Origin of the sequence: Pseudomonas putida, assembly GCF_026625125.1 — a bacterium.
GTDB classification, from domain to species: domain Bacteria; phylum Pseudomonadota; class Gammaproteobacteria; order Pseudomonadales; family Pseudomonadaceae; genus Aquipseudomonas; species Aquipseudomonas putida_X.
In genome coordinates, this window is record NZ_CP113097.1 from 3,753,274 (window position 1) to 3,779,472 (window position 26,199).

Consider the following 26,199-nt stretch of genomic DNA (forward strand, 5'->3'; position numbering starts at 1 on the left):
GCATAGACATCGCATCAACACAGGAAGTACAACCTGAACCAAAACTAAACTACACACAATTATCATTACAGCCTTGTTTTACCATTGAGACCACGGGCAATCTAACTACATTTAATGTAAGCGGCCGGGAAAAAACCTACCGACCCCTTGTATTCCAGGCATACAGCATTCAAACAATGCTTAGCCTTTAAGCATCTTAGGAAGTCAGGATTAAGAATGTTACTCACCATGGAACAAATTGAGTCTGAACTCAGAACGAAGTTTGAGCCTTTCGGCAGCGACATGAATGACCTTATCCTTAAACGCCGCACATCGCCCCGCAAAAATATAAACATACTGGAAAATTCGATCAGCGCAAAGATCCCAAGCGATTTTTTGATGTTCATCCAACAGTACGACATGAAGAATTTTACGCTTGGGCCGATATCATTCGGAACACACAAAGATTACATTGAGCAACTCATAGAGATCAATGCAGACAATGAATTTAGTCGCTGGTGGACAGGAAAGCTAAGACCAAGCAACACTATTGCCATTGCAACCTCCGATCCTTATACAATATTGCTAAATACGGAAAATGGGAAAATTTTTGCTATCACTAGCGAATCAAAAATGTCTGACTGGAAAACAATCGCCTTTAATTTTGAAGCATTTGCAAGAGGAGTCGGAACTATTTTCCTAAAACAAGGAAACGCTTCAGAAATAATACCTGCGGTACACGCAGAGAACGGTGAGTTCTGGGAAGAGCTTTTATCATGAAGAGGTGCCGTCCGCAGTAATACCTGAACATCTGCGACGAACCTATCTTGCAATCCGCTGTATACGCGTCTCGTCGCTTGGGCGACGGTAGCCATAACACCGTCATCGGGCGGCACTTATTGCACCAGCTCGACCAGAAGCGTGGGCATCCTCTGCCGCCCCCAACAACGGCCAAAGCCCAGCCAGGAATTAGGAGTCATGAGCCACTGGGGCAGCGATTGAGACGAGTACCGGTTCGAGTACAACCTAGAAGCCGGTGAAACCCTCGTCACGAACAATCTCGGCCGCCGTGATCACTACTATAGGGGCCCATTGTACGAGGTCTACAAACACATCGACCCACTCGGCAATTGCTGGCAAGAAGAGACTGTCGCCGGCCAACTGCTGAAAAGCATCGACCCTCAAGGAGGCGAATGGCGCTACAGCTACGACGATATCGGTCGCTTGATTGAAACCCGCGATCCCCTCGGCCGCAGCGAGCACATCAAATACTTGCGACCCTGGGCATTGCCGGTCCAGGTTACCGATACAGCCGGGCGAACTCAGCAATACGGCTACGACAAACACGGCAATCTGCTTTGGCAGCAGACCCGCTGGGCCGCAAAACACAGTATCAGCGCAACCCAGAAGGCCGCGTTACCCAGATCACTGATGCCCTCGAAAAGAACAAGTACCTGACTTGGAACACTTGCGGTCAGTAGCTCAGCTACCGCGACTGTAGCAATGCCCAGACGCCGTATCACTACGACGTCCATTGCAGCTTGCATGACAGCATCAATGCCTGGTCGGACGCCATGGCTACAGCGTAACTTTCCGTTACGACACCGATGCTTGACTACTGGAACTCACAAACGAGAATGAAGAATCATACCACCTCGGCTGGGCTGAATTGGATCACTTGGCTGGACAAAAAGACCTGAATAGCAGTGGTCACCTCTATGTCTACATCGTGTTGAATGAGGTACCACGCATTACCCATGTTAACAATTTAAAAGAATAGAATTTCAGTGTAATACCACGATACAAAATGGCAGAAATTTTACATACAGCAACCAGCATACTAACAAACCAAGAGGTGGGCATTATGACAGCGGGGTTAGTTACCTCAACCAGCCAGACAGGGTGAGGGCCTTTTATTCAATTCATCTTCTTGAACCATGATCAGACTTGAGGTGCTTACGGAATCAGCGCCGAAATTTGAGGTTTCAAACCATGCCCCATAAGCAAAAAATCATGACCGACATTACAAATGGATACCGGAGACCTCATGATATTGAAATACTCGCCAGCGAAATTTACACATGGCTTTGCAGCGACAAACTAGCAGACAGGGGAATCATAACGGATTTTGTTTCAAGCGTTAATAACTCAAAATTCCCTAACGTCATTACACTAACCTTCGAATACCTACAGCGCCTATCCACGCATAAAGGAGAACTATTATACGAGGAGAGCGAGAAAATAGGTCATTTATTTGAATCCATAAACATCATGACGATACTAGGCCTCCACCATGAGGACGACATAATCACGGAGTCTGACGACCTAATAATTAAGGCCTTGAAAAGCAAACGAATTACCAACCTACCCGACCAAATAAACACCGACAAACCATGGTGGAGTAGAGTATCAGCCAAGCATCTCAAAGCTGACATTCCCAGCAAAAAACCTTGACCAACCTTATTATATCCCGGCCCTGCATTGGGATACTTAACCCATCAGGGTCTACCGATACCTGCGACTTAATAGATGAATGCATACACAGGCATATGATGCGCTTGTACCCATCCAACTTGATGCGATCCATGCAACAAGTGCATCAGCCAAGATCAAAAAGTTTTAAATCACGTGTATTAGCATTCTTGGCGAAAAGCTGAGATCCGGAAAAATCAAGCTAAACTCTGCATGTTAGGCAGGAAAATCCTGTGAGTCAAATGATAATTTCAAAAACGAATTCATACAATTTCCTACAATACAAGGACACTGCTTCAGAGGCCCCATCAATATTCAATGAGAGAGTGAGTCTAGCCGTGTTCAAGCCTACACTCAACTACAAAGTCAAAAACAGAGCAACATCCAGAGAAAAGCGACTCCCACACAAATCGAAATTCTCCAGAAAAACTAGACGACGATCACGCAGGGCATCATATACATGATAGATTTGAAAGCTCGCCCAAGCTTGATAACATCGTCAGCCAATCAAGACTGCAAACATAAGCACTTATAAAAGCCTCGAAAATCAATGGGCAGAAGCCCTCAAAGAGGGTAAATGCGCATCTATAAAATCAGGCCAATCTATTCCGGATCATCCGCCAGGCCCAGCAGCTTCAGAGTCGACCATGTGATCGACGGTCTAAAAAAGTAGAACGAATTAAAAATTAGGAAATCTTAAATATGAACAAATCTTTTGAAGATTATCTTTCTGAACACCAGGCAGACATGATGAGAATAGCACTTGAATACGTAGACGGTAGAGCTGACGAAGTTTTCGTTCACGCTGCGTCAGAAGAAGGAATATCGTCTTTCGATGTATTCTATAAAATCAATGGCCAAATAGTGAGAAAAGAGGAGATTAATTCTAACATCAAACCCAGCGAAACCAAATATGACGACTCAGAAGATCGACAAGACGCCATGCTGGATATTGGACTAGATAATATCGACGCCATTGAGGAAAAATGTCTAGAATTTGGAGTTAAAGCCCCTACAGAAATGCGACTACATTATGAAGTAAGAAGTGGAAAATTTCGCGCACAATTACGATACGATAACGTTTTCACCAACACTCCGGATCTGCTACCAGGAAACCTATTCGATGCGTGGTTTTCAAGCGAGCTGACAGGAGGGTCAAGCCTAGAATGAAACCTCACCTAAAGTGCATCAGCTTCATCAATAAATTACTGCGCCCCCTGCATTTCATGTACCCAACAATACCAAAAGGGCGGACTAAAAATCGCAAAAGCATGACCTTCGAGAATATTTCCGCCCCGCGCCATACAGCAGAACTGATGTAATCGCACTACTATACTGGCGTCTCGGTATGAGCTTTCTCAGCGGATGAGTTTTTACTTCCGATCGAAAGGAAAACCCCTACAGGAATTGGGGGCGTAACCACGTGTACACGACAAAATTGAGTAGCACCCAACATTCTACCTGCCGGCACCCTCTCAAGTCGGGCCGCAGCTGATCTTTGCCAAGGAAAACCGACCTCAGTATGTAAGCAACGGTTTGGATGCTGAGGGTTTTCAACCCACGATGTCATGTTCTGCACTGCAAGCAGCGGTCTGCCTGCATTGATCAAAGTTGAAGCATCATGTTCGCAGTCAGTATCCCTTTCCAGCGCTTGTGCCTGACTTGCAACGTTGCGGCGAGAGTTGTTCTCATCAATGGCAATGCATCCCAGAGGCGCACGATGAACTTGCCGCAGTTGCAATTTTTCCTCGCTGCGACCGAAGATCGCCACTTCATCCGTGCGGCCGATCGCCTGCACATCGAACAATCACCGCTCTTCAGAACGATTCGTGACCTGGGACATGATTTGGGAGTGACTCTGTTTGAGCGCGTGCTGGCATTGGGGCGTATCTGACTCTGGCAGGCCAAGCACTGGCAGAATCCGCCCCACGGATTTTCAGTCTGGTTGATCCAGGCACGCATGCAACTTTGGCTGCCGCTGCCGACTCACTCGTGACACTGCGCGTTGCCCTCTCCGACGGCATCCTGCCCAAACGCCTCGCGGCGCTGCTGGCCTGCAGCCGCGAGGAAGAACACGACATCAACCTGCAACTGTTCGAGACGCCACTGGCCGAGCAGCCAAAGGCCGGTCGCGGTGGGGATTGGTGCCCTCGGCGATTAACCACAGCAGCTCATCGCGCAGCGAGTGCGCCGGGCGCATCCCTACCTCGGGATAGCTGCCGAACGACAAGCGCTTTTGTTTGCTGGCCCATGAGGTATCGCTATCGCCAAGGGTGTTGTCCTTGACGTGGCCTTGCCCTGGCGAACCGTTGCATCTGAGAGTGCCATGTACGAGCTCCTGAACATGAAATCAGGGCTAGATGCTCGTAACACTCAACGCTCCTCTCCAGCAACAAACCGCCACTGTGGACGTCCGGATTTCGTGGACTAATTTCGGGACTAAAAAAGTCCGGATCACCAGGCACCAGAGTGGCTTTGACTGAAACGAAAAAAAGACGCCGAAGCGTCTTTTTTCGATGACTTACAGACTTCGATCGAACTCTGTAGATCTATAACTGGAGCGGGAAACGAGACTCGAACTCGCGACCCCGACCTTGGCAAGGTCGTGCTCTACCAACTGAGCTATTCCCGCGTCGTGATGGGTGCCATTCTAGCGATATCTAAAACGGCGTCAACCCCTTGATTCAAAAAAGTTTTATTTTTGTTCCGAACCTTCACGCAGGTGCGGCCAGGCGGCCAGCAGGTAGTGGGCCATCGACCACAGCGTCAGCGCCGCAGCAACCAACAGCAACCCGTAGCCCAGAATCACCCAGAAGGTCACCAGCGGCGGATTGCCCAGCAGGATGATCAGCGCCAGCATTTGCGCTGCGGTTTTCCACTTGCCGAGGTTTGACACCGCCACATGCGCCCGCGCCCCGAGCTCAGCCATCCACTCACGCAGGGCCGACACCACGATCTCGCGGCCGATGATCACGGCGGCCGGCAGGGTCAGCCAGAAGTTGGCGTGCACTTGCACCAGCAGCACCAGGGCTACGGCGACCATCAGCTTGTCGGCCACAGGGTCGAGGAACGCGCCGAACGGCGTGCTCTGCTGCAGGCGACGCGCCAGGTAGCCGTCCAGCCAGTCGGTGGCGGCGGCGATGGCGAACACCGTGCTGGCGGCCATATAGCTCCAGTGATAGGGCATATAGAACAGCAAGATGAAGATCGGAATGAGCAGGACGCGTAGAACGGTGAGCAGGTTTGGAATATTCATCGGTACGACTGGCTGCGGGTTGAGCCCGGCATTCTACTCGCTATGCAGGCTGGCATAAATCGACTCGGCAAGCTTTTTACTGATGCCGGGCGCTTTGGCGATTTCATCGATACTGGCGCGGTTGAGCTCTTGCAGGCCGCCGAAATGTTTCAGCAGGTCGCGGCGGCGCTTGGGCCCTACCCCGGCAACGTCTTCCAGGCTGGACACTCGGCGGGCCTTGCCACGGCGAGCGCGGTGGCCGGTGATGGCAAAACGGTGCGCTTCGTCGCGGATCTGCTGGATCAGGTGCAGCGCCGGGTTGTCACCCTTGAGGGTGAACTCGTGGGCCACGTCATTGAGGTAAAGGGTCTCGAAACCGGCCTTGCGGGTCACGCCCTTCGCCACACCGAGCAGGGTCAGGTCGGTGAAGGCCAGCTCCTGCATCACTTCGCGGGCCATGTTCAGCTGGCCCTTGCCGCCGTCCACCAGCAGCACGTCGGGCAACTTGCCCTCGCCGTCCTTGATGCGCCCATAGCGGCGCGTCAGGGCCTGGTGCATAGCGGCGTAGTCATCACCGGCGGTCACGCCTTCGATGTTGAACCGACGGTAATCAGACTTGAGCGGGCCTTCAGGCCCGAATACCACGCAACTGGCGACCGTTGCCTCGCCGCTGGAGTGGCTGATGTCGTAGCACTCCAGGCGCTGCGGCACTTCGTCCAGGCCCAGCACCTCGGCCAGGGCCTCGAACCGTGCTGCCATGTGTTGGCGGTTGGCCAGGCGGGCGTTGAGCGCCTGTTCGGCGTTGGTCACCGCCAGTTGCTGCCAACGCGCGCGGGTGCCGCGCACGCGGTGGCTGATGGTCAGCTCACGGCCGCGCAGGGTTTGCAATGCCTCGCTGATTGCAGCGAAGTCCTCGTGCACCACGTTGACGATCAATTCGCCCGGCAATTCGCGCTCGGCATTGCCCACATAGAACTGGGACAGGAAGGCGGCCATCACTTCGGACACCTCTTCCTCGATGCCTACCTGCGGGAAGAAATTCTTGCTGCCCAGCACCCGGCCACCGCGCACGCTGATCAGGTGCACGCAGGCCCCACCGGGGTTGATGAATGCGGCGACTACGTCGACATCGCCGGAGCCGCCTTCCATGTATTGCTGGTCCTGAACCCGGCGCAGCAAGGCGATCTGGTCGCGCAGTTCGGCGGCCTTCTCGAAGTTCAGGGCCATCGCGGCCTTTTCCATCTCGGCATTGAGCTCATTGCCCAACTGCTGGCTGCGGCCCTCGAGGAACATCACCGAATGGCGCACGTCCTCGGCATATTCCTCTGCATCGACCAGCCCCACACAAGGCCCCTTGCAGCGCTTGATCTGGTATTGCAGACAAGGGCGGGTGCGGTTGGCGTAATAGCTGTCCTCGCATTGGCGTACCGAGAAGGCTTTTTGCAGCAGGCCGAGGCTTTCGCGAATGGCCCCGGCGCTGGGGTATGGCCCGAAGTAGCGCCCCTTGGCTTTTTTCGCGCCGCGGTGAATGCCCAGCCGTGGGAATTGGCCGTCGGACAAAAACACGTACGGGTAGGATTTATCGTCGCGCAGCAGGATGTTGTAAGGCGGCCGCCACTGCTTGATCAGGTTCTGCTCTAACAGCAGCGCCTCGGTCTCATTGGCGGTGATGGTGGTCTCGACCTGGGCGATGCGCCCCACCAGCGCGGCCGTTTTAGGCGCCAGGCCAGTCTTGCGGAAATAGCTGGCCAAACGCTTCTTGAGGTTCTTGGCCTTGCCCACATAGAGCAGCCGAGCCTCGCTGTCGAACATCCGGTAGACGCCCGGGCGAGCGCTGCAGGTTGCCAGGAACGCGCTGGCATCAAAAGCTTGGGACATGAGGTTCAGAGGCTTGCGTCGACCATACCGTGGCGAACGGCCAGCAACGTCAGTTCGACGTCGCTGGTGACCGAGAGTTTTTCAAAGATCCGATACCGGTAAGTATTGACGGTCTTGGGCGACAGGCACAACTTGTCGGAGATGAGCTGAACCTTCTGGCACCCAACGATCATCAGGGCAATCTGGATTTCCCGCTCCGACAGCGCATCGAACGGCGAACCTTGCGGCTGGAACGACTTGAGTGCCAGTTGCTGAGCAATCTGCGGGCTGATGTAACGCTGCCCGGCAAACGCCAGGCGGATGGCCTGGACCATCTCGTCCAGCCCCGCGCCCTTGGTCAGGTAGCCGGCCGCGCCGGCTTGCATCAGGCGGGTGGGGAACGGGTCTTCCTCGCACACGGTCACGGCCACCACCTTGGTATCAGGGTGGCTGCGCAACAGTTTACGGGTAGCCTCAAGGCCACCAATGCCAGGCATCTTGACGTCCATCAGCACGACATCCGGCTTGAGCTCCCGGACCAGCTTGAGCGCCGACTCGCCCGAATCCGCCTCCCCCACTACCTGCAAGCCGTCGATGTCGGCCAGCATGCGTGTAATACCGGTTCGCACCAGATCGTGGTCGTCGACCACTAGGACCCTAATCAAGCAGACACCTCGTCAACAGGGCGATTGGATCCCGCCACCTTAACAAAATTTTTCAAGGCGGGCCTAGCGTAAAACTTCCTTAGAGAATGCCCTACGCTCACGCCACTGCGGCCGCATCGCATCACTGCGCCCTCCATCGCCCAACAGGCGCTCCAGCAAATGCCCGAACGCGGCTTTGTCGTCAGCAGCCAGGCGCCTGAACGCAGCCACTAAACCGGTTTCATCCGCCGTCAGACTGTCCAGTTGCGCGGGGGTGCGAACACCGCTGAGCACATAGAGCGCGTCCACGCCTCTGGCCGCCAGCGCAGCTAGGTAATCGAGCCTTGGCGTGCGCTCGCCACTTTCATATTTGCCCTGGGCATTGGGTTCGACGCCGCCGATATCACCAAACACCCGCTGGGTCATCCCCAGCCGTTCACGCTCTTCCTTAAGACGCGGACCGAGCCCATTCATACTGATGTTTCTCCTGCTTCCCTAGCCATCATCAAAAACTGCTCACAACCCTGTGGGCCTTTGCAGACTACTCGGTCACTATGCCCATCGCACGCCGGAGTCGCAAGCCAGTATCATGCCTCCACCAAGCGCCGTAAGTCTTGATCTGCATGGCTTTTACAACACACATATGACGCGGATCAGCCAATCACCTTCTGCATACGCACAAAACACTCATCCTCGCCCATTTCGACAAACCCTTGGCGCTGGTACAGCCGCCGCGCCGGGTTGCTCTTGAACACCATCAAGCGCAGCAATGGCAGCCTCTGCTGCGCCGCCTTATCGGCCAGCGCTTGCAGTACCCAACTGCCAACCCCCCGCCCGCGATGCTCAGGCAACAGGTGCAGTTCGCGAATGAACAATGCCTGGCGGTCCTTGCTGAGGCTGCAGAAGCCCAGCACGGATCCCCCTTCCACGATCAGCCACTGCTCCCGCCAATCCCAGGCCTGATCGAACGCCTCTTCGATCCACAACAGATCGAATTCTCGATAGTAGGCCAGCATGGCCCGGCGCGTGAGGTCACGGGCGAAGGTGCGGTGGGCATCGGTCGCAGGTATCAGCTCAATGGGCATCACACACCGCCTTGCTCAACCAACCGTGGCCGTGGCACCTCGCGCTTGCAGCGGATCATCGACGCCTCCTGCATTGGCACGCAGCCTTTCGACAGGCTTGGAAATTCACTGACCGGGTCACAGCGCATCAACCTGGGATTTTCAGGCCCCGCTGAACGGCTGGGCGCTCGAGAAAACCGCTCAGCACGCGCTGCACGTTCTTGAACTGATCGAAGCCGACCAGCTCACTGGCGTTATAGCGTTGCACCAGGTTACGCACCCAAGGGAAGATGGCGATATCGGCGATGCTGTACTCATCGACCATCCACTGCCGCCCTTGCAGGTGCCGGTCCAGCACGCCTAGCAGGCGCTTGGATTCGTTGACGTAGCGGTCCCGTGGGCGCTTGTCTTCATACTCCTTGCCAGCGAAGAAGTGAAAGAAGCCGACCTGGCCGAACATCGGGCCGATGCCGCCCATCTGGAACATCAGCCACTGCAGCGTCTGGTAGCGGGTCGCCGGATCATGGCTGAGCAATTGCCCGCTCTTTTCTGCCAGGTACTGCAGGATCGCGCCTGACTCGAACAACGGCAAAGGCTGGCCGCCAGGGCCATCGGGGTCGAGGATCGCCGGGATCTTGTTGTTGGCGCTGAGGGAGATGAACTCAGGGCTGAGCTGGTCGTCGGTTTCGAAGCTCACCTTGTGCGGCTCGTAAGCCAGGCCGATCTCCTCCAGCATGATCGACACCTTGACGCCGTTGGGCGTAGGCAGCGAGTACAGTTGCAGGCGCTCGGGGTGTTGCGCGGGCCATTTGCGTGTGACGGGAAATGCGCTGAGATCGGTCATGGTCAACCTGTGCCAAGGGAATGGACCTGTCACTTTAGTAACATCACGGGCGGCTGACCATCACCTGCCGTTGTCAGCTCACTTGGCCATGGGCCTTGAGCTTGAGCTTTTCGGTATCCACACGGACGAACACCGAATCGGCGCTGACTGTCAGCACATCCCCCGCCCAGACCTCGCAGATGACCCGCGTCTTGCGCCCGACTTCGCCTTCCACACGCGCCTTCAGCAGCAGCTCGACACCCAGGGGTGTGGGTTTGAGGTAGTTCAGGCCCAGGCTGCCGGTGACACAATCGATACGTGGCAGGCTGCCCGGCGTACGCCCTTCGGCCCGGTAGTGGTAGGCCATGGCAGTCCAGTTGGAATGGCAATCGACCAGCATCGCCAGCAGGCCGCCGTAGACCAGCCCCGGCCAGCCGGTGAACGTGCCGTCGGGCGTGTGGCGGCACACCAGGTGGATACCGTCGGCGTCCCAATGGCTTTGCACATGCAGGCCGCTGGGGTGGGCAACGCCGCAGCCGTAGCAAATACCGTCGGGTGCGGCCAATGCCTGCAGGCAGAGCGCTTGTTCGTTCATACGCGTCCTTTACGTGTGGCAATGGGTAGGGATGCAAGCTGCATGGTAGCGCCGCGCCTGGCATGCGCCAATGCAAAGGGGCGCAAAGCGCCCCAATGTTCAGGCAGGCTGCGCCACCGCCCTGGCACCGCGCTGAGTCAGCGAAACCAGCAAGATGAACAAGGTCACCCCGGCCGTCATCAGCGTCTCGTAACGGTACGCATCACTGAACAGCATATAGCCCAGCACCATTACGATAGTGCCGATCACCAGCCAGGTCAGCCAGGGGAACAGCCACATCTTCAGCTCCAGCGCACGCCCCTCTCGATCGGCACGGGCCCGCATGCGCAATTGCGATACGGCAATCACCAGGTACACCAGCAAGGCAATCGCACCGGTGGTCGACAGCAGGAAGCCGAACACCTTGCCGGGGAACACGTAGTTGACGAAGCAGCCGGCAAAGCCTGCCAGGGTCGAGAGGACCACCGCCACGGTCGGCACGCCGGCACCGGAAATACGTTTGGTCATGCTCAGCGCCTGGCCACGGGCACCCAGGGAATACAGCATGCGCGAAGCGGTATACAGGCCGGAGTTCATGCAACTGGTGACCGCCACCAGCACCACCAGGTCGACCAGCAATTTCGCACCGGGCACATTCAGCACCTCAAGCACCCGCTGGAACGAACCCACCGCCTTGAGTTGCGGATCGTTCCAGGCCACCAGCGACACCACCAGGAAGATCGAGGCCAGGTAGAAGATGGCGATGCGGTACACCACCAGGTTGGTGGCGCGGCGGATCTTGTCTTTCGGGTTGGCGGTCTCGTCAGCGGCTATGGTGACGATCTCGGCGCCGAAGAACGAGAAGATGGTGATCAACACGCCACCGAGCACGGTACCGAAGCCATTAGGCATGAACCCACCGCTGTCCCAGAGCCGGCTCACCCCTGAGACCTCGGCCAGTGGCCAGAAGCCGAACACGGCCAGGCTGCAGACCACGATGAAGGCAATGATCGCGATCACCTTGACCAAGGCAAACCAGTACTCGAACGCCCCGAAGCTCTTCACGCTGACCAGGTTGGTGCCCGACAGCACGAACATGATCAGGAAGGCGAATAACCACGACGGTACCGCCGGGAAGTAGGCATGCAGGATGTCAGCGCCGGCGATGGCTTCGACCGGGATGATCAGCACCCAAAACCACCAGTAGAGCCAGCCGATGGTGAACCCTGCCCAGGGGCCGATGGCCTCGGAGGCGTAAGTCGAGAAGGAACCGCTATTGGGGTTGGCAATGGCCATTTCGCCGAGCATGCGCATCACCAGCAACACCAACAGGCCCGTCATGGCGTAGGAGATGAGAATGGCCGGGCCAGCGGTGGCAATGGCATTTGAGGAACCGATGAACAAGCCGGCGCCAATGATGCCGGCGATGGAAATCATCGACACCTGACGGGAGGTCAGGCCGTGCTGCAGGGAACGCTGTTTCTTATTTTCTAGCGAAGCCATGGAGAACCCTCGAATGGGTCGGCCGTCCCAGGGACGGCTGAAAAAGTTGGAGCAGAATTCATCTAAGTCGTGATGCTGTTTTTCTTGTTTTGCAGTTGCCGGCGGTGCACTTTCCTCCTCTTCGCAGTACCGGTTGTCATCGTTGATCCAGGTCAGTATTAATCTATAGGGCGAGGTCAACAAACGACCTTTTCGAAGCACATGATTCCAGTATGGAATGAACTCCTTCCTTTTTTGCTCGGTACGCGCCTGCCATGTCCAAACGCCTGATGCCCTCGACTACCGCCCTGCAGTGTTTCGAAGCGGCCGCCCGCCACCTGAGCTTCACCCGGGCGGCGCAAGAGCTGCACCTGACCCAGAGCGCCGTCAGCAAGCAGGTCGCGCAGCTTGAAGAACTGCTTGCACACTCGCTGTTCCAGCGCGTTCGTCGGCGCCTGCACCTGACCCCGGCCGGCGCCCTGTACCTGACCGAAGTGAACAAGATCCTCAACCAGATCGACATTTCCAGCCGCTACATCCTCAGCTATGGCGACGAAACCGAAGTGCTGCGCATCGCCACCCAGCCCACCTTCGGTGCTCGCTGGCTGGTGCCCAGGCTCAGGGGCTTCGGTGACCGCTACCCGCGCATCCACCTGGACATCCGCAACGAGCTGGAGCCCTTCGACCTGGTGCAGGCCAAGGCGGACATCGCCTTCTTTTTCGGCCAGGGCACCTGGCCGGGGGCGACCTGCATCGAACTGTTCAGCGAAGAAGTGGTGCCGGTGTGCGCACCGCAGCTACAGGCCAGGCACCGCTTCGACAGTGCCCAGGCCCTCACCGAGCACCGCTTGCTGCAATGCGCATCTCGCCCGGAAGCCTGGCACGAATGGTTTCTGGGGCTGGGCCTGCACAGCCAGAACAGCTACCACGGGCCACGGTTCGACACGTTCTACCTGTGCATCCGTGCGGCCATCGCAGGTTGCGGCATCGCCCTGATCCCGCGCTACCTGGTGGCCGAGGAGTTGAGCGAAGGCAAGCTGGTAGTGGCCTGGGACCACCCGGTGGCGAGCAATGGGCGGCACTTCATCGCCCATGCCGAGCACGCGGCAGAGGTACCGAAGATCAGGGCCTTCGTGCAGTGGATTGGTGAACGCGTGGCAGAGGGAGACTGACCAAGTTCGCGAATCCATGGAATGATCGCAATCGAATAATTCGTTTGTGGAATAGCACTTCGACGCGCTTCGATAGTAAGAAACTCGAACAAGGTCTGCGTGCCCATGAATCTGGAAAGTATCAGCCAATCCATTGCCATCGTTCATCCGATTACACTTTCCCATGGCCGTAATGCCGAAGTCTGGGATACCGACGGCAAACGTTACATCGACTTCGTCGGCGGCATTGGCGTGCTCAACCTGGGCCACTGCAACCCGGCCGTGGTCGCGGCCATCCAGGCCCAGGCCACGCGCCTGACCCACTCTGCCTTCAACGCGGCGCCTCACGGCCCTTACCTGGAGCTCATGGAGCGCCTGCGCGCGTTCGTGCCGGTCAGTTACCCGCTGGCCGGCATGTTGACCAACAGCGGCGCCGAAGCAGCAGAAAACGCCCTCAAGGTCGCCCGCGGTGCCACCGGCAAGCGCGCCATCATCGCCTTCGATGGCGGCTTTCATGGCCGCACCCTGGCTACCCTGAACCTCAACGGCAAGGTCGCGCCCTACAAACAAAGGGTCGGTGAACTGCCGGGGCCGGTCTACCACCTGCCCTACCCCAGCGCCGACACCGGTGTCACCTGCGAGCAGGCGCTCCAGGCCATGGACCGCCTGTTCAGCGTCGAGCTTGCGGTCGAGGACGTGGCGGCGTTCATCCTGGAGCCGGTGCAAGGCGAAGGCGGCTTCCTCGCCCTGGACCCGGCCTTTGCCCAGGCGCTGCGCCGGTTCTGCGACGAGCGCGGGATCCTGATCATCATCGACGAGATCCAGTCGGGTTTCGGCCGCACCGGGCAGCGCTTCGCCTTCCCGCGGCTGGGCATCGAGCCGGATTTGCTGCTGCTCGCCAAGAGTATTGCCGGTGGCCTGCCGCTGGGGGCGGTGGTCGGGCGCCAGGCGTTGATGGCGGCGCTGCCCAAGGGCGGCCTCGGCGGGACCTATTCGGGCAATCCGATTGCCTGTGCGGCGGCGCTGGCAAGCCTGGCGCAGATGACGGATGAGAACATTGCCACATGGGGCGAGCGCCAGGAGCAGGCCATCGTCAGCCACGTAGAACGCTGGCAGCAACGCTTTCCGTTCATCGGGCGCCTGACAGGCGTCGGTGCGATGCGCGGGATCGAGTTCGTCAATGCCGACGGCAGCCCTGCCCCCGCTCAGCTGGCCAAGGTCATGGACGCGGCGAGGGCCAAAGGCCTGTTGCTGATGCCCAGCGGCAAGGCGCGCCACATCATTCGCCTGCTGGCCCCACTGACCATCGAAGCCGAGGTGCTCGAAGAAGGGTTGAACATCTTCGAGCAGTGCCTGGCGGAGTTGAACTGAGGCTTACAGGCCCAGCTCCTGCGGGGTCAGCATGTCGGACTCGAAAGCGATCCAGCCGCCTTCGAGTTCGGCGTGGCCGTTGACGATCGGACCGTAGTAGGTCAGGCCGTTCTCAAGCGTCACGCAGATATGCGTGGCCGGTTTTTCCGGGGCCGCGAGCGTGCCGACGAAATGCACCTTCTTCAGGGTTTCGGTCACGGCTTCCAGGCCAACACGCATGCTGGGGTTTTCCGAGGCCTCGACATCGCCCCCACGGTCTTCGGCGCTGATGGTGACGGTGGCGGTGTACGGGAACTGGGTGCTCAAGCGGGGTTACCTCGGTATTGGATGCAGGCTTGCGGGCGCGTAGATTACGGCAGCTGTACGCTGTTGTCTCTAATGGCCTCCCCCGGCTTGATCTGTTAGGGTGCGCGCCGATGCACGCCACACCACACGAGGACACCGAGTGAGCGCCGAAGAACCCCTGATCGCCGACCTGTTCGAGGTCGACAAACGCCTGACCCTCAAGCCCGTCGTGGACTTCAACAGCTACCTGCGCAACGCGTTTGGCGAAGGCCTGTGCCGCTGCCACCGCTGCAGCGAAGGTGGCGACGAAAGCACCTATACCCACGCCCACAGTTTCATGTTCGAGGGCGGCCAGTGGCACCGACGTTTCGCCAGCACCGCCGGCAGCGACGTCGCGCAGGTACTGAAAAAAGCCTGGCTGTCGTACACCAAGGCTGACCTGCCCTTGGTCGGGGCCCTGGACCTTGCCACTCTCAAGACTTTTACCGAGGCGGCGTTGCATGAGCGCCTGCTGGCCCTGCTGCCCGCCAGCGGCCTTGCCCGCGAAGTGGACGGCCAGTGGCTGCTGCAAGCCCAGGCCGACTGACGGCCCGGCGGTAAAGCAGGATTCTCCCGCTCTGCTACCTTGGGAGAATCCGCTCATCCGCAGGTAGTGTGTCATGGCCCGTACAACGCCCATCGAGCTGTACCGCAACATTGGTATCGTCGCCCACGTGGATGCCGGCAAGACCACGACCACCGAGCGCATCCTGTTCTACACCGGGGTCAACCACAAGATGGGCGAGGTGCATGATGGTGCCGCGACCATGGACTGGATGGCCCAGGAGCAGGAGCGCGGCATCACCATCACTTCGGCGGCGACCACGGCCTTCTGGCAGGGCTCGACCAAGCAGTTCGCCGACAAGTACCGTTTCAACATCATCGACACCCCCGGCCACGTCGACTTCACCATCGAGGTGGAACGTTCGCTGCGCGTGCTCGATGGCGCCGTGGTGGTGTTCAGCGGTGCCGACGGGGTGGAGCCACAGTCCGAGACCGTGTGGCGCCAGGCCAACAAGTATCACGTCCCGCGCCTGGCCTATATCAACAAGATGGACCGCCAGGGCGCGGACTTCCTGCGCGTGGTCAAACAGATCGACAAGCGCCTGGGGCACCACCCGGTACCGATCCAGCTGGCCATCGGCAGCGAAGAGAACTTCATCGGCCAGATCGACCTGGTGAAGATGAAGGCGATCTACTGGAACGACGCCGACCATGGCACCACCTACCGCGAAGAAGAAATCCCGGACGAACTCAAAGCACTGGCTGACGAATGGCGCGCGCACATGGTCGAGGCGGCGGCCGAGGCCAATGACGAGTTGACCACGAAGTTTCTCGATGGCGAGGAACTGAGCATCGAGGAGATCAAGGCCGCCCTGCGCCAGCGCACCATTGCCAACGAAATCGTGCCGACCATCCTTGGCTCTTCGTTCAAGAACAAAGGCGTGCCGCTGATGCTCGATGCGGTGATCGACTACCTGCCAGCGCCCTCCGAGATCCCGGCAATCAAGGGCACCGACCCGGACGACGAAGATAAGCACCTGGAACGCCACGCCGACGACAAAGAACCGTTCTCGGCCCTGGCGTTCAAGATCGCCACCGACCCTTTCGTCGGTACGCTCACGTTCGCCCGGGTGTACTCCGGCGTGCTCAGCTCCGGCAATGCAGTGCTCAATTCGGTCAAAGGCAAGAAAGAACGCATTGGCCGGATGGTGCAGATGCATGCCAACCAACGTGCTGAAATCAAGGACGTATGCGCCGGTGACATCGCGGCCTTGATCGGCATGAAGGACGTGACCACAGGCGACACACTGTGCGACATGGACAAACCTATCATCCTCGAGCGCATGGACTTCCCGGACCCGGTGATCTCCGTGGCCGTAGAACCCAAAACCAAAGCCGACCAGGAAAAAATGGGTATCGCCCTGGGCAAGCTGGCCCAGGAAGACCCCTCGTTCCGCGTGCGCACCGATGAGGAGACTGGCCAGACCATCATCTCCGGCATGGGCGAACTGCACCTGGATATCATCGTCGACCGCATGCGGCGTGAGTTCAACGTCGAGGCCAATATCGGCAAGCCCCAGGTGGCCTACCGCGAGAAGATCCGCAACACCTGCGAGATCGAGGGCCGCTTCGTTCGCCAGTCCGGCGGGCGCGGGCAGTATGGGCACTGCTGGATCCGCTTTGCGCCAGGTGATGAAGGCAAGGAAGGCCTGGAGTTCATCAACGAAATCGTGGGCGGCGTGATACCGCGCGAGTACATCCCGGCGATTCAGAAAGGCATCGAGGAGCAGATGAAGAACGGCGTGCTTGCCGGCTACCCACTGATCAACCTCAAGGCTGCGGTATACGACGGCTCATATCACGACGTCGATTCCAACGAGATGGCCTACAAGATCGCCGCCTCCATGGCCACCAAGCAACTGTCGCAAAAAGGTGGGGCGGTGTTGCTGGAGCCGGTGATGAAGGTCGAGGTGGTCACGCCCGAAGAATACCAGGGCGATATCATGGGCGACCTTAGCCGGCGCCGGGGCATGATCCAGGATGGCGACGAGACGCCCGCCGGCAAGGTGATCCGTGCCGAGGTGCCACTGGGAGAAATGTTCGGCTACGCCACCTCGATGCGCTCGATGACTCAGGGGCGGGCCAGCTACACGATGGAGTTCACCCGTTATGCCGAGGCGCCGGCGAGCATTGCAGACGGGATTGTGAAGAAGAATCGCGGGGAGTGAACCGCGCGAGGGCTGCGCCCTCGATCGCCGGCAAGCCGGCTCCCACCCCGACCGCGCAGCGCTTCAGGGCTGCGCTTTACCTGTGGAAGCAACCTTCTTGCCCGATTTCTGAAAGCCAGCGCAATCCGTGGAGCAACTGTCTTGCCCAACTTCTAAAAGTTGCCGCAATCCAGGTGGGAGCCGGCTTGCCGGCGATAGGGCCGGCACTGCCCCATCAAGAACTCAGTGGTGTTCGCCAGCCCGCTTCAACAGCTTCTTGCAACGCTCGGACAGGTGCACCACCCGCAGCTGCTTGCCCGCCTTGGCATAGCGCTCGCGCAAGGTCTTCAATGCGGCAATTGCCGAGTAATCGACAAAGCTCACATGCTGGCAATCCAGGGTAACCTTGGCCGGGTCACCCGCCGGGTCGAACTGGTTGAGAAACGGCGTGACCGAGGCGAAGAACAGCGTGCCATGCACTTGGTAATGCTTGATCCCCTCGGCATCTTCATGGCTGTCGGCATACAGCTCCCGAGCATGCTGCCAGGCAAAATTCACCGCTGCGATGACGATACCGAACAATACGGCCGTGGCCAGGTCGGTAAACACCGTGACCACCGTCACGGCAATGATCGCCAGCACATCGCTGACCGGCACTTTGTGAAGCACGCGCAAGGACGCCCATGCGAAGGTCTGCTGGGCGACCACGAACATCACCCCGACCAGCGCCGCCAACGGAATACGCTCGATCAGCGGCGACAGGAACAGCACGAACAACAAGATCATCACCCCCGCCACCACGCCGGACAGCCGGCCGCGGCCATTGGAGCTCAGGTTGATCACCGTCTGGCCGATCATCGCGCAGCCGCCCAGGCCACCGCACAAGCCTGAAACCATGTTGGCCGCCCCCAAGGCCACGCACTCGCGGTCCGGGTAGCCGCGGCTTTCGGTAATCTCGTCGGTGAGGTTCAGGGTCAGCAGGGTCTCCAGCAGGCCGACCATGGCCATCAGCACCGCGTATGGGGCAATGATCTTCAGCGTCTCCAGGTTCCAGGGCACGTCCGGCAGGGCCAGCGCCGGCAGCCCACCCGCGATGTGCGCCATGTCCCCGAGGGTGCGGGTCGGCAGGTCAAGCAGGTACACCAACACGCCAACGCCGAGGATCGCCACCAGCGCTGGTGGCACGGCGCGGGTCAGCTTGGGCAGCACGTACACCACCAGCATGGTCAGCGCCACCAGGCCGATCATCAGCCACAGCGGCGTGCCGCTGAGCCACTGCTCACCCGCCTTGAAGTGCTCCAGCTGGGCCAGGGCGATGACGATCGCCAGGCCGTTGACGAAGCCAAGCATCACCGGATACGGCACCAGGCGCACCAACTTGCCCAGGCGCAGCAGGCCGAACAGGACCATCACCACTCCGCCCAACAGCACGGTGGCCAGCAGATACTGCGCACCGTGCTGCACCACCAGGGCGACGATGACCACCGCCATCGAGCCGGCAGCACCGGAGATCATGCCCGGGCGGCCACCGAACAGCGCAGTCAGGGTGCAGATGATGAAGGCGCCGTACAGGCCCATCAGCGGGTTGAGGTGCGCCACCAGGGCGAAGGCGATGCACTCGGGCACCAGGGCGAATGAAGTGGTCAGGCCGGCGAGCAGGTCGGCGCGAAGTCGGGCGGGTTTCATGAGTATCCTGTGATGCAGGGCCAGGCGGCCGATACTGAAAAACAAACGAAGGGCGGGATGTTACGGAATTTGTCTGGCTGAGACCACCGCGAGCAGGCCAGCCCTAGCCGCGCGCCAGCCATTCGGCCATTGCCACATCTTCCAGCGCGTACTCGCCACGATTGGCCTTCCACACCAGCTCCTTTTCCCGCAAGGCATCCAGGGCCTTCTGCACATTGGGTGTGGTGGCATTGGCTTGAGCAGCGGCCTGTTCCAGCTTGCGGTTGACGTCGATGAAGGTCTGTTCGGTGAAAGGCGAGAACGGCTGCCGGGCCAGCGTGCGCTCGGCCATCACCGCCAGCACCGCCTGTTGCAAGGCAGACAGCTCGTTCCAGGCACTTTCGTAGTCGCTCCACACCCCGGCCTGATGGTTCAGTGCGCCGGTGCGCAGCAGTTCGCCAAGGTTGCCCGCCTCGCCCAGCCCGATACTTACCTCGGTCAGCAACTTACCGAGCATCTCCGGGCGCCGGCCCACACGTTCGAAGGCATACTCCAGGTCCTCGGCCTTGAACTGGTTGCTGGCCGCCAGACGGCCATTCCAGACAGCGGTCACGAAGTCGACGAAGTCCCGCCCCAACAGCGGAAACGCTGTGATGCTGGCACCATAGAATGGCTGCTTGCTCTTGAGCACCAGGTTGGCCAGCTTGTCCCGGCTGGAGCCGGTAAACACCAGGCGCAGCCCATCCGGGCCGTCACCCCGGTTGAGGTGGTCGCGCGCCGCCTTGAGGGCGAACATGGCGTTCAGCCCACCCTCGCTGTTGAGGGCATGCTGCGCCTCGTCCACTACCAGCACCACCATTTGCCCACACACCTGATGCAAGACCGCAAGCGCCTGGGCCAGTGTGGTACCGGCGGGCAGCTGCGGCCGGGTGAAATCCCAGCTGAGCGTGCGCAGCAGGTTGATCTTGTCGATACCCGCCTTCTTCGCGGTTTTGGCCAGGGTGCTTTCAAAACGCGCCAGAGCGCTGCCGATGGCACCACTGATCAACTCGGCAGGGTCGGCATCACGGTCAGACCACAGGTCGACATACACCGGCAGCCAGCCACGTTCCAGGCAGGCTGGAATGAAGTCGTTGTTCAGGAATGTACTCTTGCCCGTGCGCCGTGGCGCTGCGAGGAACATCCCCGAGCTGTAGTCGACGAACGACTCGCCAGCCAGGTCCCTTACCAGGGCTTTAGCCAGCTGTTCGCGGCGGAAGATCGGGCGGGCAAGGCTCATGGCACTATCCTGAATTATCCAGACGACTATAATTTATGTTTTATAGAATAAATTCAGGATAAAAGACAGCGTGTGATGCACGACAGGCACGAGTCGCGCAATTTTGCCATCATGTTGATTCCACCTGCGGAGATCATGGACATGGCGCTACGCCCCCTTTTAACTTCCCTGCTGCTGGCCGCCAGCCTGGCCGCCCACGCCGCCACCGAAGTGCTGCCGCTACAACACCGCAGCAGCGCCGAGCTGCTGCCCGCCGCCCAGTCGTTCATCGGCAAGGACGGTAGCGTCAGCGCCTTCGAGAACAAGTTGATCGTCAATGCCAGCCCCGAACGCATCGACGACCTGCGCACCCTGCTGCAACAGCTGGACACCGCGCCCAAGCGCCTGATGATCAGCGTCGACAACAACGACAGCAACTACCAGGACAACCGTGGCAATGCGCGCATCATCCATTACGGCACCAGCAACCGGGATGGTGGCCTGCAGCAGGTCCAAGCCAGCGAAGGCCAACCCGCGCTGATCCAGGTCGGCCAGAGCATCCCGGTCACCAGCACCAGCACCGACGGCTACGGGCGCATCCAGAGCTCTACCGAATACCGCAATGTCACCCAGGGTTTCTACGTGACCCCAAGCCTGACCGGGGAAACGGTTCGTCTACAAATAAGCACCAATAATGACCGCATCAGCCATGAACGTGCTGATGTAGTGAAAGTGCAAAGTACCGACACGACGGTGACCGGCAAGCTCGGCGAGTGGATTACCCTGGCAGGGTTCAACCAGCAGAGCCAGGCCGAGCTCAATGCGTCAAGCCGCACATACAGCACCCAACGGGGTGAAAACATGACTTTACGTGTCAAAGTCGACCTTCTCGACTGATCCCAGGCGAATCAAGGCCTCGACCAAAGGCCTTGAAACTGACCGACAAGTCGCACTAGACCAAAGATGTAGTAAGCACAGAAAAGCACTACAAAACATTTGACAGGTTCTTTTTCCCAAGGGCATGATGGCCTCGCTCCCGCTAATCAGGGGCCCTGGCAAGGGCCTTCGAGGCGCCTCCTCCCACCCTTGGAGGCACTCGTGTCTATACGGCCCACAAGGCGGTTCGACGGGATTGCGACTGCAACGAAGAAGTTGTCCCGCGGGACGGAAGCGCATCACCGCAGTTCTGGCAATCGCGTAGCACCGCAGCAAGGCATCCACGAGCCGACCTGCCGGCGCATGCCCTCGCCCGGCCTGCAACCCCTTCCCCCCTCCGAACCTTCCCGTTCGCCGCCGCACTCCCCCGGACAGGACAGCCGCCACGCCCCTGATTCGCTTCGTGAGCATCAGCACAATTACCCCAAGATCGATGCGACGAGGTTTATTTCCATGGCACTGACACGCGAACAGCAAATTGCAGCCCTCGAGAAAGACTGGGCCGAAAACCCGCGCTGGAAAGGCGTGACCCGTACCTACACCGCCGCCGATGTCGTTCGCCTGCGTGGCTCCCTGCAGCCGGAGCACACCCTGGCCCGCCTGGGTGCAGAAAAACTGTGGAAGCTGGTCACCGAAGGTGCCCACCCGTCCTTCCGCCCTGAAAAAGATTTCGTCAACTGCATGGGCGCCCTGACCGGCGGCCAGGCAGTGCAGCAGGTCAAGGCCGGCATCCAGGCCATCTACCTGTCTGGCTGGCAGGTGGCCGCCGACAACAACTCGGCCGAGTCCATGTACCCTGACCAGTCGCTGTACCCGGTCGACTCCGTACCGACCGTGGTCAAGCGCATCAACAACTCGTTCCGCCGCGCCGACCAGATCCAGTGGAAAGCCGGCAAGAACCCCGGCGACGAAGGTTACATCGACTACTTCGCACCAATAGTGGCCGACGCTGAGGCCGGTTTCGGCGGCGTGTTGAACGCCTACGAGCTGATGAAGAACATGATCGAAGCGGGCGCTGCCGGTGTGCACTTCGAAGACCAGCTGGCCTCGGTGAAAAAGTGTGGCCACATGGGCGGCAAAGTGCTGGTACCTACCCAGGAAGCCGTGCAAAAGCTGGTGGCAGCTCGCCTGGCCGCTGACGTATCGGGCGTACCGACCATCATCCTGGCCCGTACCGACGCCAACGCCGCCGACCTGCTGACCAGCGACTGCGACCCCTACGACCAGCCGTTCGTGATCGGTGAGCGTACCCGTGAAGGCTTCTACAAGGTACGCGCCGGCCTCGACCAGGCCATCGCCCGCGGCCTTGCCTACGCGCCGTATGCCGACCTGATCTGGTGCGAAACCGCCAAGCCGGACCTGGACGAAGCCCGCCGCTTCGCCGAAGCGATCAAGAAGGAATACCCGGACCAGCTGCTGTCGTACAACTGCTCGCCTTCCTTCAACTGGAAGAAGAACCTGGACGACGCCACCATCGCCAAATTCCAGCGCGAGCTGTCGGCCATGGGCTACAAGCACCAGTTCATCACCCTGGCCGGCATCCACAACATGTGGCACGGCATGTTCAACCTGGCGCACGACTACGCCCGCAACGACATGACCGCTTACGTGAAGCTGCAGGAGCAGGAGTTCGCCGACGCCAGCAAAGGCTACACCTTCGTGGCGCACCAGCAGGAAGTGGGCACCGGCTACTTCGACGACATGACCACCGTGATTCAGGGTGGCGCATCGTCGGTGACGGCACTGACCGGTTCGACCGAAGAAGAGCAGTTCCACTGATAGTGGCTTGCTGTTGAACAAAAGCCCGGGGCTTGTGAAAGCTCCGGGCTTTTTTTCATGCAAGCTTCTGGTTGTTTTCAGAGAAAGAGCGCACGCAGGCCTGAGTTGTTCATGCCGGAGAAAATTCGGCTGCCATGCTGGCCCCGTCACGTCGCACTGACTTTTCTTTCACTCAATTTTCACCGCAACGCGCGGATACTGCAGCCATCCCTACGTGATAGACGCTCCTTTGCCCGCCCCTCCCGGCGGGCTTTCTTTTGCTCGCGATTTGCCATGGCCTGCCTCGTCCATGGCACGATCCAGTCCACAACGCTGCCCATCGGCGTGAACCTTCAGGGCTCTGCGGGCTCAGTTGTGCAGACAGCGCTTGCACCATCGAGAAAGGGATTTGTAATGGGATATGCTCCACCCGCCGCTCTGCCAAAGGTTCGCATCGAACGTGAACTGAGCCCGCGGGCCGTGCTCACCGGCGCGCTGCTGGGCATCTTGCTCACGCCATCGAATGTGTATGCGGGCCTCAAGATCGGCTGGTCATTCAACATGTCGATCATCGCGTTGCTGGTCGGCTTCGCCCTCTGGCAGGGCATGGCGGGCCGCACAAAGGGCCGGCCCGCGTGGACACTGCACGAAAGCAATATCAACCAGACCGTGGCGTCGGCGGCTGCCTCCATCATTTCCGGCGGGCTGGTGGCACCGATCCCTGCCTATACGCTGCTCACCGGCAACCAACTGGACCCAGTGCCGATGATGGCCTGGGTGTTTTCCGTAAGCTTCCTGGGCATCTGGATCGCCTGGTATCTACGCCCCGCCTTGCTCAACGACCGTGACCTGAAGTTCCCCGAAGGCATGGCGACCCTGGAAACGCTGCAGCAGATCTACAATCATGGGCGCGAGGCCATGGCTCGCATCAAAGTGCTATGCAGTGCAGCGCTGCTGTCAGGGCTGGTGAAGTGGATGGATGGCTTCGTCTGGGCCATACCGCGCTGGGCCCCCACACCTGCGCTCGAACGCCTGACCTTCACCGTCGACCCTTCGCTATTGCTTATCGGCTTTGGCGGCATCATCGGCATTCGCGTGGGCCTGACGTTGCTGTTCGGCGCCGCGCTGGCCTGGGGTGGGCTAGCGCCGTGGCTGATCGACCACGCATTGGTAGTGATTGCCCCGAACGCCAGCGGCCCCCAGTTCGCCGCGCTGGTGGAGTGGCTGTTGTGGCCGGGCGTAAGCCTGATGGTCTGTGCGACCCTGACGTCATTGGCAGTTCGTCTGTTGCAAGTGCCACGACGGTTGCCTGCGAATGAGCCAGAACGTCGGGCGCCGCGTGTCAGGGCACGGTTTTCGCCAGGGCCTGCATCGGGTCTGCTGCTGTCCATCGCTCTGGTCGTCGCCCTGCAGGCGCTGCTGTTCGGGATCGATTGGTGGATGGCGTTGTTGAGCATTCCTTTGGCGATTTGCCTTGCTGTCGTCGCCGCACGCGTCGTCGGTGCCACCGGCATTGCACCGATTGGCGCGATTGGCAAGCTGTCGCAACTCAGCTTCGGCCTGATCGCCCCGGGCCAGGTGGCCATCAACCTGATGAGCGCCAACACGGCAGGTGGCGCGGCCGGACAGTCCACTGACCTGATGAACGACTTCAAGGTTGGCCTGGCGATCGGCGCCACCCCGCACAAGCAGCTGGTTGCCCAATGCATCGGTATTTTCATCGGCAGCGTGGTCGGCGTGCTGGTTTACCTGATGCTGATCCCGGACCCGCAAACCATGCTGCTTACCGAGCAGTGGCCTGCGCCGGCTGTCGCGACCTGGAAAGCAGTGGCCCAGACGCTGACACATGGCTTGGGCGCGCTGTCGCCGGAAATCCGCTGGGCGATTTTGGGCGGCAGCGCCGTTGGCGTACTGCTGGGCATGCTGGACAGCCTGCTACCGCAACGGGCGGCACGCTGGCTGCCGAGCACCGCCGCACTGGGGTTGGCGTTCATACTGCCGGCGTCGATCGCAATGATGATGGGCTTTGGCGCAGTGCTTACCTGGCTGGTCAACTGCCGATGGCCGAAAGTCACAGAGCGCTTCGCGATCACAGCGGCCGCAGGGTTGATTGCCGGTGAAAGCATCACGGGCGTTGGGGCATCGTTCTGGGAGATGCTTAGGGCGTTGTAGCTGCAGGAAACAGCATTTCACACACGGCAGCGCCAGTGCTTTTGCCTGCCGTGAGTGAATGTCAGCTCTGGGTCTAGGTGGTTACTGGTTGTGGTCGGAAAATCAGACTTTTTCCCTTTCATGTAGTCCATTTCCCAAACATACTGCAGCCGCCTGATTTCCGTTGCGGTCGCCCTGCTCGCGCTCTAGTCTCGGCCTGTTGCTGCACAACAGCGACACGGCTTTGACAGGCCGTAACGGTATGTAGGTCGGCAGCGTCTTCAATGGCGGCTGTGTGTGGGGCACGCTCGCGTGCGCCGGAACTTCCTATGTCCGCCGGTCTGTCAACCTGCACACAGCTGCCACCCAACCTGTTTGACAGCGGGATAGGTGTGCTCCCCTTGGAGATATAGGAATGTTGAAGATAGTCCCCGATCCACCCCACGCCCTCCACAACCTCGAAGACACTCTCATCCAGGCCGCAGACTTCGCTAACTGCGCGCTAGCCGTTGCGCATCAGGCGATGCTTGTTCAGCCTCGGTCGCCTGCGTCGGCCCTGATGATGGCGTCGACACATGAACTCGAGTCGCTGCGTGTTCTGCTTGAGGCGGCATTGATTCAGGTCCAGATGCCAGCCGAGCCGCGAACCCTGCACTGAGTCGACAACACTGTGTTGTCTGGGCGGGCCCTGGCGCCGGCAAGCCGGCTACCGAGGCATGCGCGGCATTGCGTGAGGCTGGTGTC

25 protein-coding genes and 1 tRNA gene are annotated in these 26,199 nt (G+C 59.3%); 13 read left to right on the top strand and 13 right to left on the bottom strand.

Annotation, left to right across the window (positions count from 1 at the left end; all coding sequences use genetic code 11):
- Window positions 1–216 precede the first annotated feature (216 nt).
- The 5 genes from OSW16_RS17310 to OSW16_RS17335 all read left to right on the top strand — a co-directional run bounded on the left by OSW16_RS17310 (window position 217) and on the right by OSW16_RS17335 (window position 4,345).
- On the top strand, window positions 217–759 hold the full coding sequence (locus OSW16_RS17310) for a hypothetical protein (protein ID WP_267817146.1): 543 nt from the start codon (window positions 217–219) through the stop codon (window positions 757–759).
- Window positions 760–1,071: 312 nt separating this feature from the next.
- Window positions 1,072–1,437, top strand: a complete 366-nt coding sequence (locus OSW16_RS27150; RefSeq protein ID WP_418942018.1) for an RHS repeat domain-containing protein — start codon at window positions 1,072–1,074, stop codon at window positions 1,435–1,437.
- A gap of 555 nt (window positions 1,438–1,992) precedes the next feature.
- Complete coding sequence (locus OSW16_RS17325) at window positions 1,993–2,433, top strand: hypothetical protein (RefSeq protein WP_267817150.1); 441 nt, start codon at window positions 1,993–1,995, stop codon at window positions 2,431–2,433.
- A gap of 720 nt (window positions 2,434–3,153) precedes the next feature.
- The gene (locus tag OSW16_RS17330) at window positions 3,154–3,621 is read left to right on the top strand and encodes a hypothetical protein (RefSeq protein ID WP_267817152.1); all 468 of its coding nucleotides are present in this window, start codon (window positions 3,154–3,156) and stop codon (window positions 3,619–3,621) included.
- A 550-nt stretch (window positions 3,622–4,171) separates the two neighbouring features.
- Window positions 4,172–4,345, top strand: a complete 174-nt coding sequence (locus tag OSW16_RS17335) for a LysR family transcriptional regulator (protein WP_267817154.1) — start codon at window positions 4,172–4,174, stop codon at window positions 4,343–4,345.
- 186 nt (window positions 4,346–4,531) lie between these two features.
- Here the strand turns inward: OSW16_RS17335 and OSW16_RS27155 are convergent, their stop codons facing one another.
- The 10 genes from OSW16_RS27155 to OSW16_RS17380 all read right to left on the bottom strand — a co-directional run bounded on the left by OSW16_RS27155 (window position 4,532) and on the right by OSW16_RS17380 (window position 12,151).
- On the bottom strand, window positions 4,532–4,651 hold the full coding sequence (locus OSW16_RS27155) for a hypothetical protein (protein ID WP_418942019.1): 120 nt from the start codon (window positions 4,649–4,651) through the stop codon (window positions 4,532–4,534).
- A gap of 356 nt (window positions 4,652–5,007) precedes the next feature.
- Window positions 5,008–5,083, bottom strand: a tRNA-Gly gene (locus OSW16_RS17340).
- A gap of 63 nt (window positions 5,084–5,146) precedes the next feature.
- Complete coding sequence (pgsA, locus tag OSW16_RS17345) at window positions 5,147–5,707, bottom strand: CDP-diacylglycerol--glycerol-3-phosphate 3-phosphatidyltransferase (RefSeq protein ID WP_174142233.1); 561 nt, start codon at window positions 5,705–5,707, stop codon at window positions 5,147–5,149.
- Between the two features lie 33 nt (window positions 5,708–5,740).
- Window positions 5,741–7,564 (bottom strand): excinuclease ABC subunit UvrC, encoded by a 1,824-nt coding sequence (gene uvrC / locus OSW16_RS17350; protein WP_241805391.1) that lies wholly within the window; start codon window positions 7,562–7,564, stop codon window positions 5,741–5,743.
- Between the two features lie 5 nt (window positions 7,565–7,569).
- Window positions 7,570–8,208 carry a UvrY/SirA/GacA family response regulator transcription factor gene (gene uvrY, locus OSW16_RS17355; RefSeq protein WP_012315215.1) on the bottom strand — a complete coding sequence of 213 codons (639 nt, stop codon included), beginning with the start codon at window positions 8,206–8,208 and terminating at the stop codon, window positions 7,570–7,572.
- A gap of 63 nt (window positions 8,209–8,271) precedes the next feature.
- On the bottom strand, window positions 8,272–8,661 hold the full coding sequence (locus OSW16_RS17360; protein WP_267817159.1) for a helix-turn-helix domain-containing protein: 390 nt from the start codon (window positions 8,659–8,661) through the stop codon (window positions 8,272–8,274).
- 179 nt (window positions 8,662–8,840) lie between these two features.
- Window positions 8,841–9,272 (bottom strand): GNAT family N-acetyltransferase, encoded by a 432-nt coding sequence (locus OSW16_RS17365; protein ID WP_267817161.1) that lies wholly within the window; start codon window positions 9,270–9,272, stop codon window positions 8,841–8,843.
- Window positions 9,273–9,399: 127 nt separating this feature from the next.
- Window positions 9,400–10,095, bottom strand: a complete 696-nt coding sequence (locus OSW16_RS17370) for a glutathione S-transferase N-terminal domain-containing protein (protein WP_267817163.1) — start codon at window positions 10,093–10,095, stop codon at window positions 9,400–9,402.
- Window positions 10,096–10,168: 73 nt separating this feature from the next.
- Window positions 10,169–10,669, bottom strand: a complete 501-nt coding sequence (locus OSW16_RS17375; RefSeq protein ID WP_241805395.1) for a PaaI family thioesterase — start codon at window positions 10,667–10,669, stop codon at window positions 10,169–10,171.
- Window positions 10,670–10,768: 99 nt separating this feature from the next.
- Window positions 10,769–12,151 carry an amino acid permease gene (locus OSW16_RS17380; RefSeq protein WP_267817165.1) on the bottom strand — a complete coding sequence of 461 codons (1,383 nt, stop codon included), beginning with the start codon at window positions 12,149–12,151 and terminating at the stop codon, window positions 10,769–10,771.
- 254 nt (window positions 12,152–12,405) lie between these two features.
- Here OSW16_RS17380 and OSW16_RS17385 point away from each other — a divergent pair, with 254 nt between their 5' ends.
- Window positions 12,406–13,302 (top strand): LysR substrate-binding domain-containing protein, encoded by an 897-nt coding sequence (locus OSW16_RS17385; RefSeq protein WP_267817167.1) that lies wholly within the window; start codon window positions 12,406–12,408, stop codon window positions 13,300–13,302.
- A gap of 105 nt (window positions 13,303–13,407) precedes the next feature.
- Entirely contained in the window at window positions 13,408–14,652 is a 1,245-nt protein-coding gene (locus OSW16_RS17390; protein WP_241805398.1) for an aspartate aminotransferase family protein, read from the top strand.
- Between the two features lie 3 nt (window positions 14,653–14,655).
- Here OSW16_RS17390 and OSW16_RS17395 read toward each other — a convergent pair whose 3' ends face one another.
- Window positions 14,656–14,958: a hypothetical protein gene (locus OSW16_RS17395; RefSeq protein ID WP_241805399.1), complete on the bottom strand. Its 303-nt coding sequence runs from the start codon at window positions 14,956–14,958 to the stop codon at window positions 14,656–14,658.
- Window positions 14,959–15,097: 139 nt separating this feature from the next.
- Here OSW16_RS17395 and OSW16_RS17400 point away from each other — a divergent pair, with 139 nt between their 5' ends.
- On the top strand, window positions 15,098–15,523 hold the full coding sequence (locus tag OSW16_RS17400) for a hypothetical protein (RefSeq protein ID WP_267817170.1): 426 nt from the start codon (window positions 15,098–15,100) through the stop codon (window positions 15,521–15,523).
- Between the two features lie 73 nt (window positions 15,524–15,596).
- Window positions 15,597–17,708 (top strand): elongation factor G, encoded by a 2,112-nt coding sequence (fusA, locus tag OSW16_RS17405; RefSeq protein WP_241805401.1) that lies wholly within the window; start codon window positions 15,597–15,599, stop codon window positions 17,706–17,708.
- Between the two features lie 222 nt (window positions 17,709–17,930).
- On the opposite strand, the gene OSW16_RS17410 is transcribed toward fusA, so the two are convergent.
- Both OSW16_RS17410 and OSW16_RS17415 read right to left on the bottom strand, forming a co-directional pair.
- Window positions 17,931–19,373 (bottom strand): SulP family inorganic anion transporter, encoded by a 1,443-nt coding sequence (locus OSW16_RS17410; protein WP_267817173.1) that lies wholly within the window; start codon window positions 19,371–19,373, stop codon window positions 17,931–17,933.
- Between the two features lie 103 nt (window positions 19,374–19,476).
- Window positions 19,477–20,631, bottom strand: a complete 1,155-nt coding sequence (locus OSW16_RS17415; RefSeq protein WP_267817175.1) for a hypothetical protein — start codon at window positions 20,629–20,631, stop codon at window positions 19,477–19,479.
- A gap of 141 nt (window positions 20,632–20,772) precedes the next feature.
- Between OSW16_RS17415 and OSW16_RS17420 the strand changes: the two genes are divergently transcribed.
- From OSW16_RS17420 to OSW16_RS17435, 4 genes are all read left to right on the top strand, one after another.
- Window positions 20,773–21,507, top strand: coding sequence for a secretin N-terminal domain-containing protein (locus OSW16_RS17420; RefSeq protein WP_418942198.1), 735 nt, complete (start codon window positions 20,773–20,775; stop codon window positions 21,505–21,507).
- Between the two features lie 492 nt (window positions 21,508–21,999).
- Entirely contained in the window at window positions 22,000–23,325 is a 1,326-nt protein-coding gene (gene aceA, locus OSW16_RS17425; RefSeq protein ID WP_012315229.1) for an isocitrate lyase, read from the top strand.
- Window positions 23,326–23,718: 393 nt separating this feature from the next.
- Window positions 23,719–25,476, top strand: a complete 1,758-nt coding sequence (locus OSW16_RS17430; RefSeq protein ID WP_267817177.1) for an OPT family oligopeptide transporter — start codon at window positions 23,719–23,721, stop codon at window positions 25,474–25,476.
- Window positions 25,477–25,870: 394 nt separating this feature from the next.
- Window positions 25,871–26,113, top strand: a complete 243-nt coding sequence (locus tag OSW16_RS17435) for a hypothetical protein (protein WP_267817179.1) — start codon at window positions 25,871–25,873, stop codon at window positions 26,111–26,113.
- Window positions 26,114–26,199: the final 86 nt, after the last annotated feature.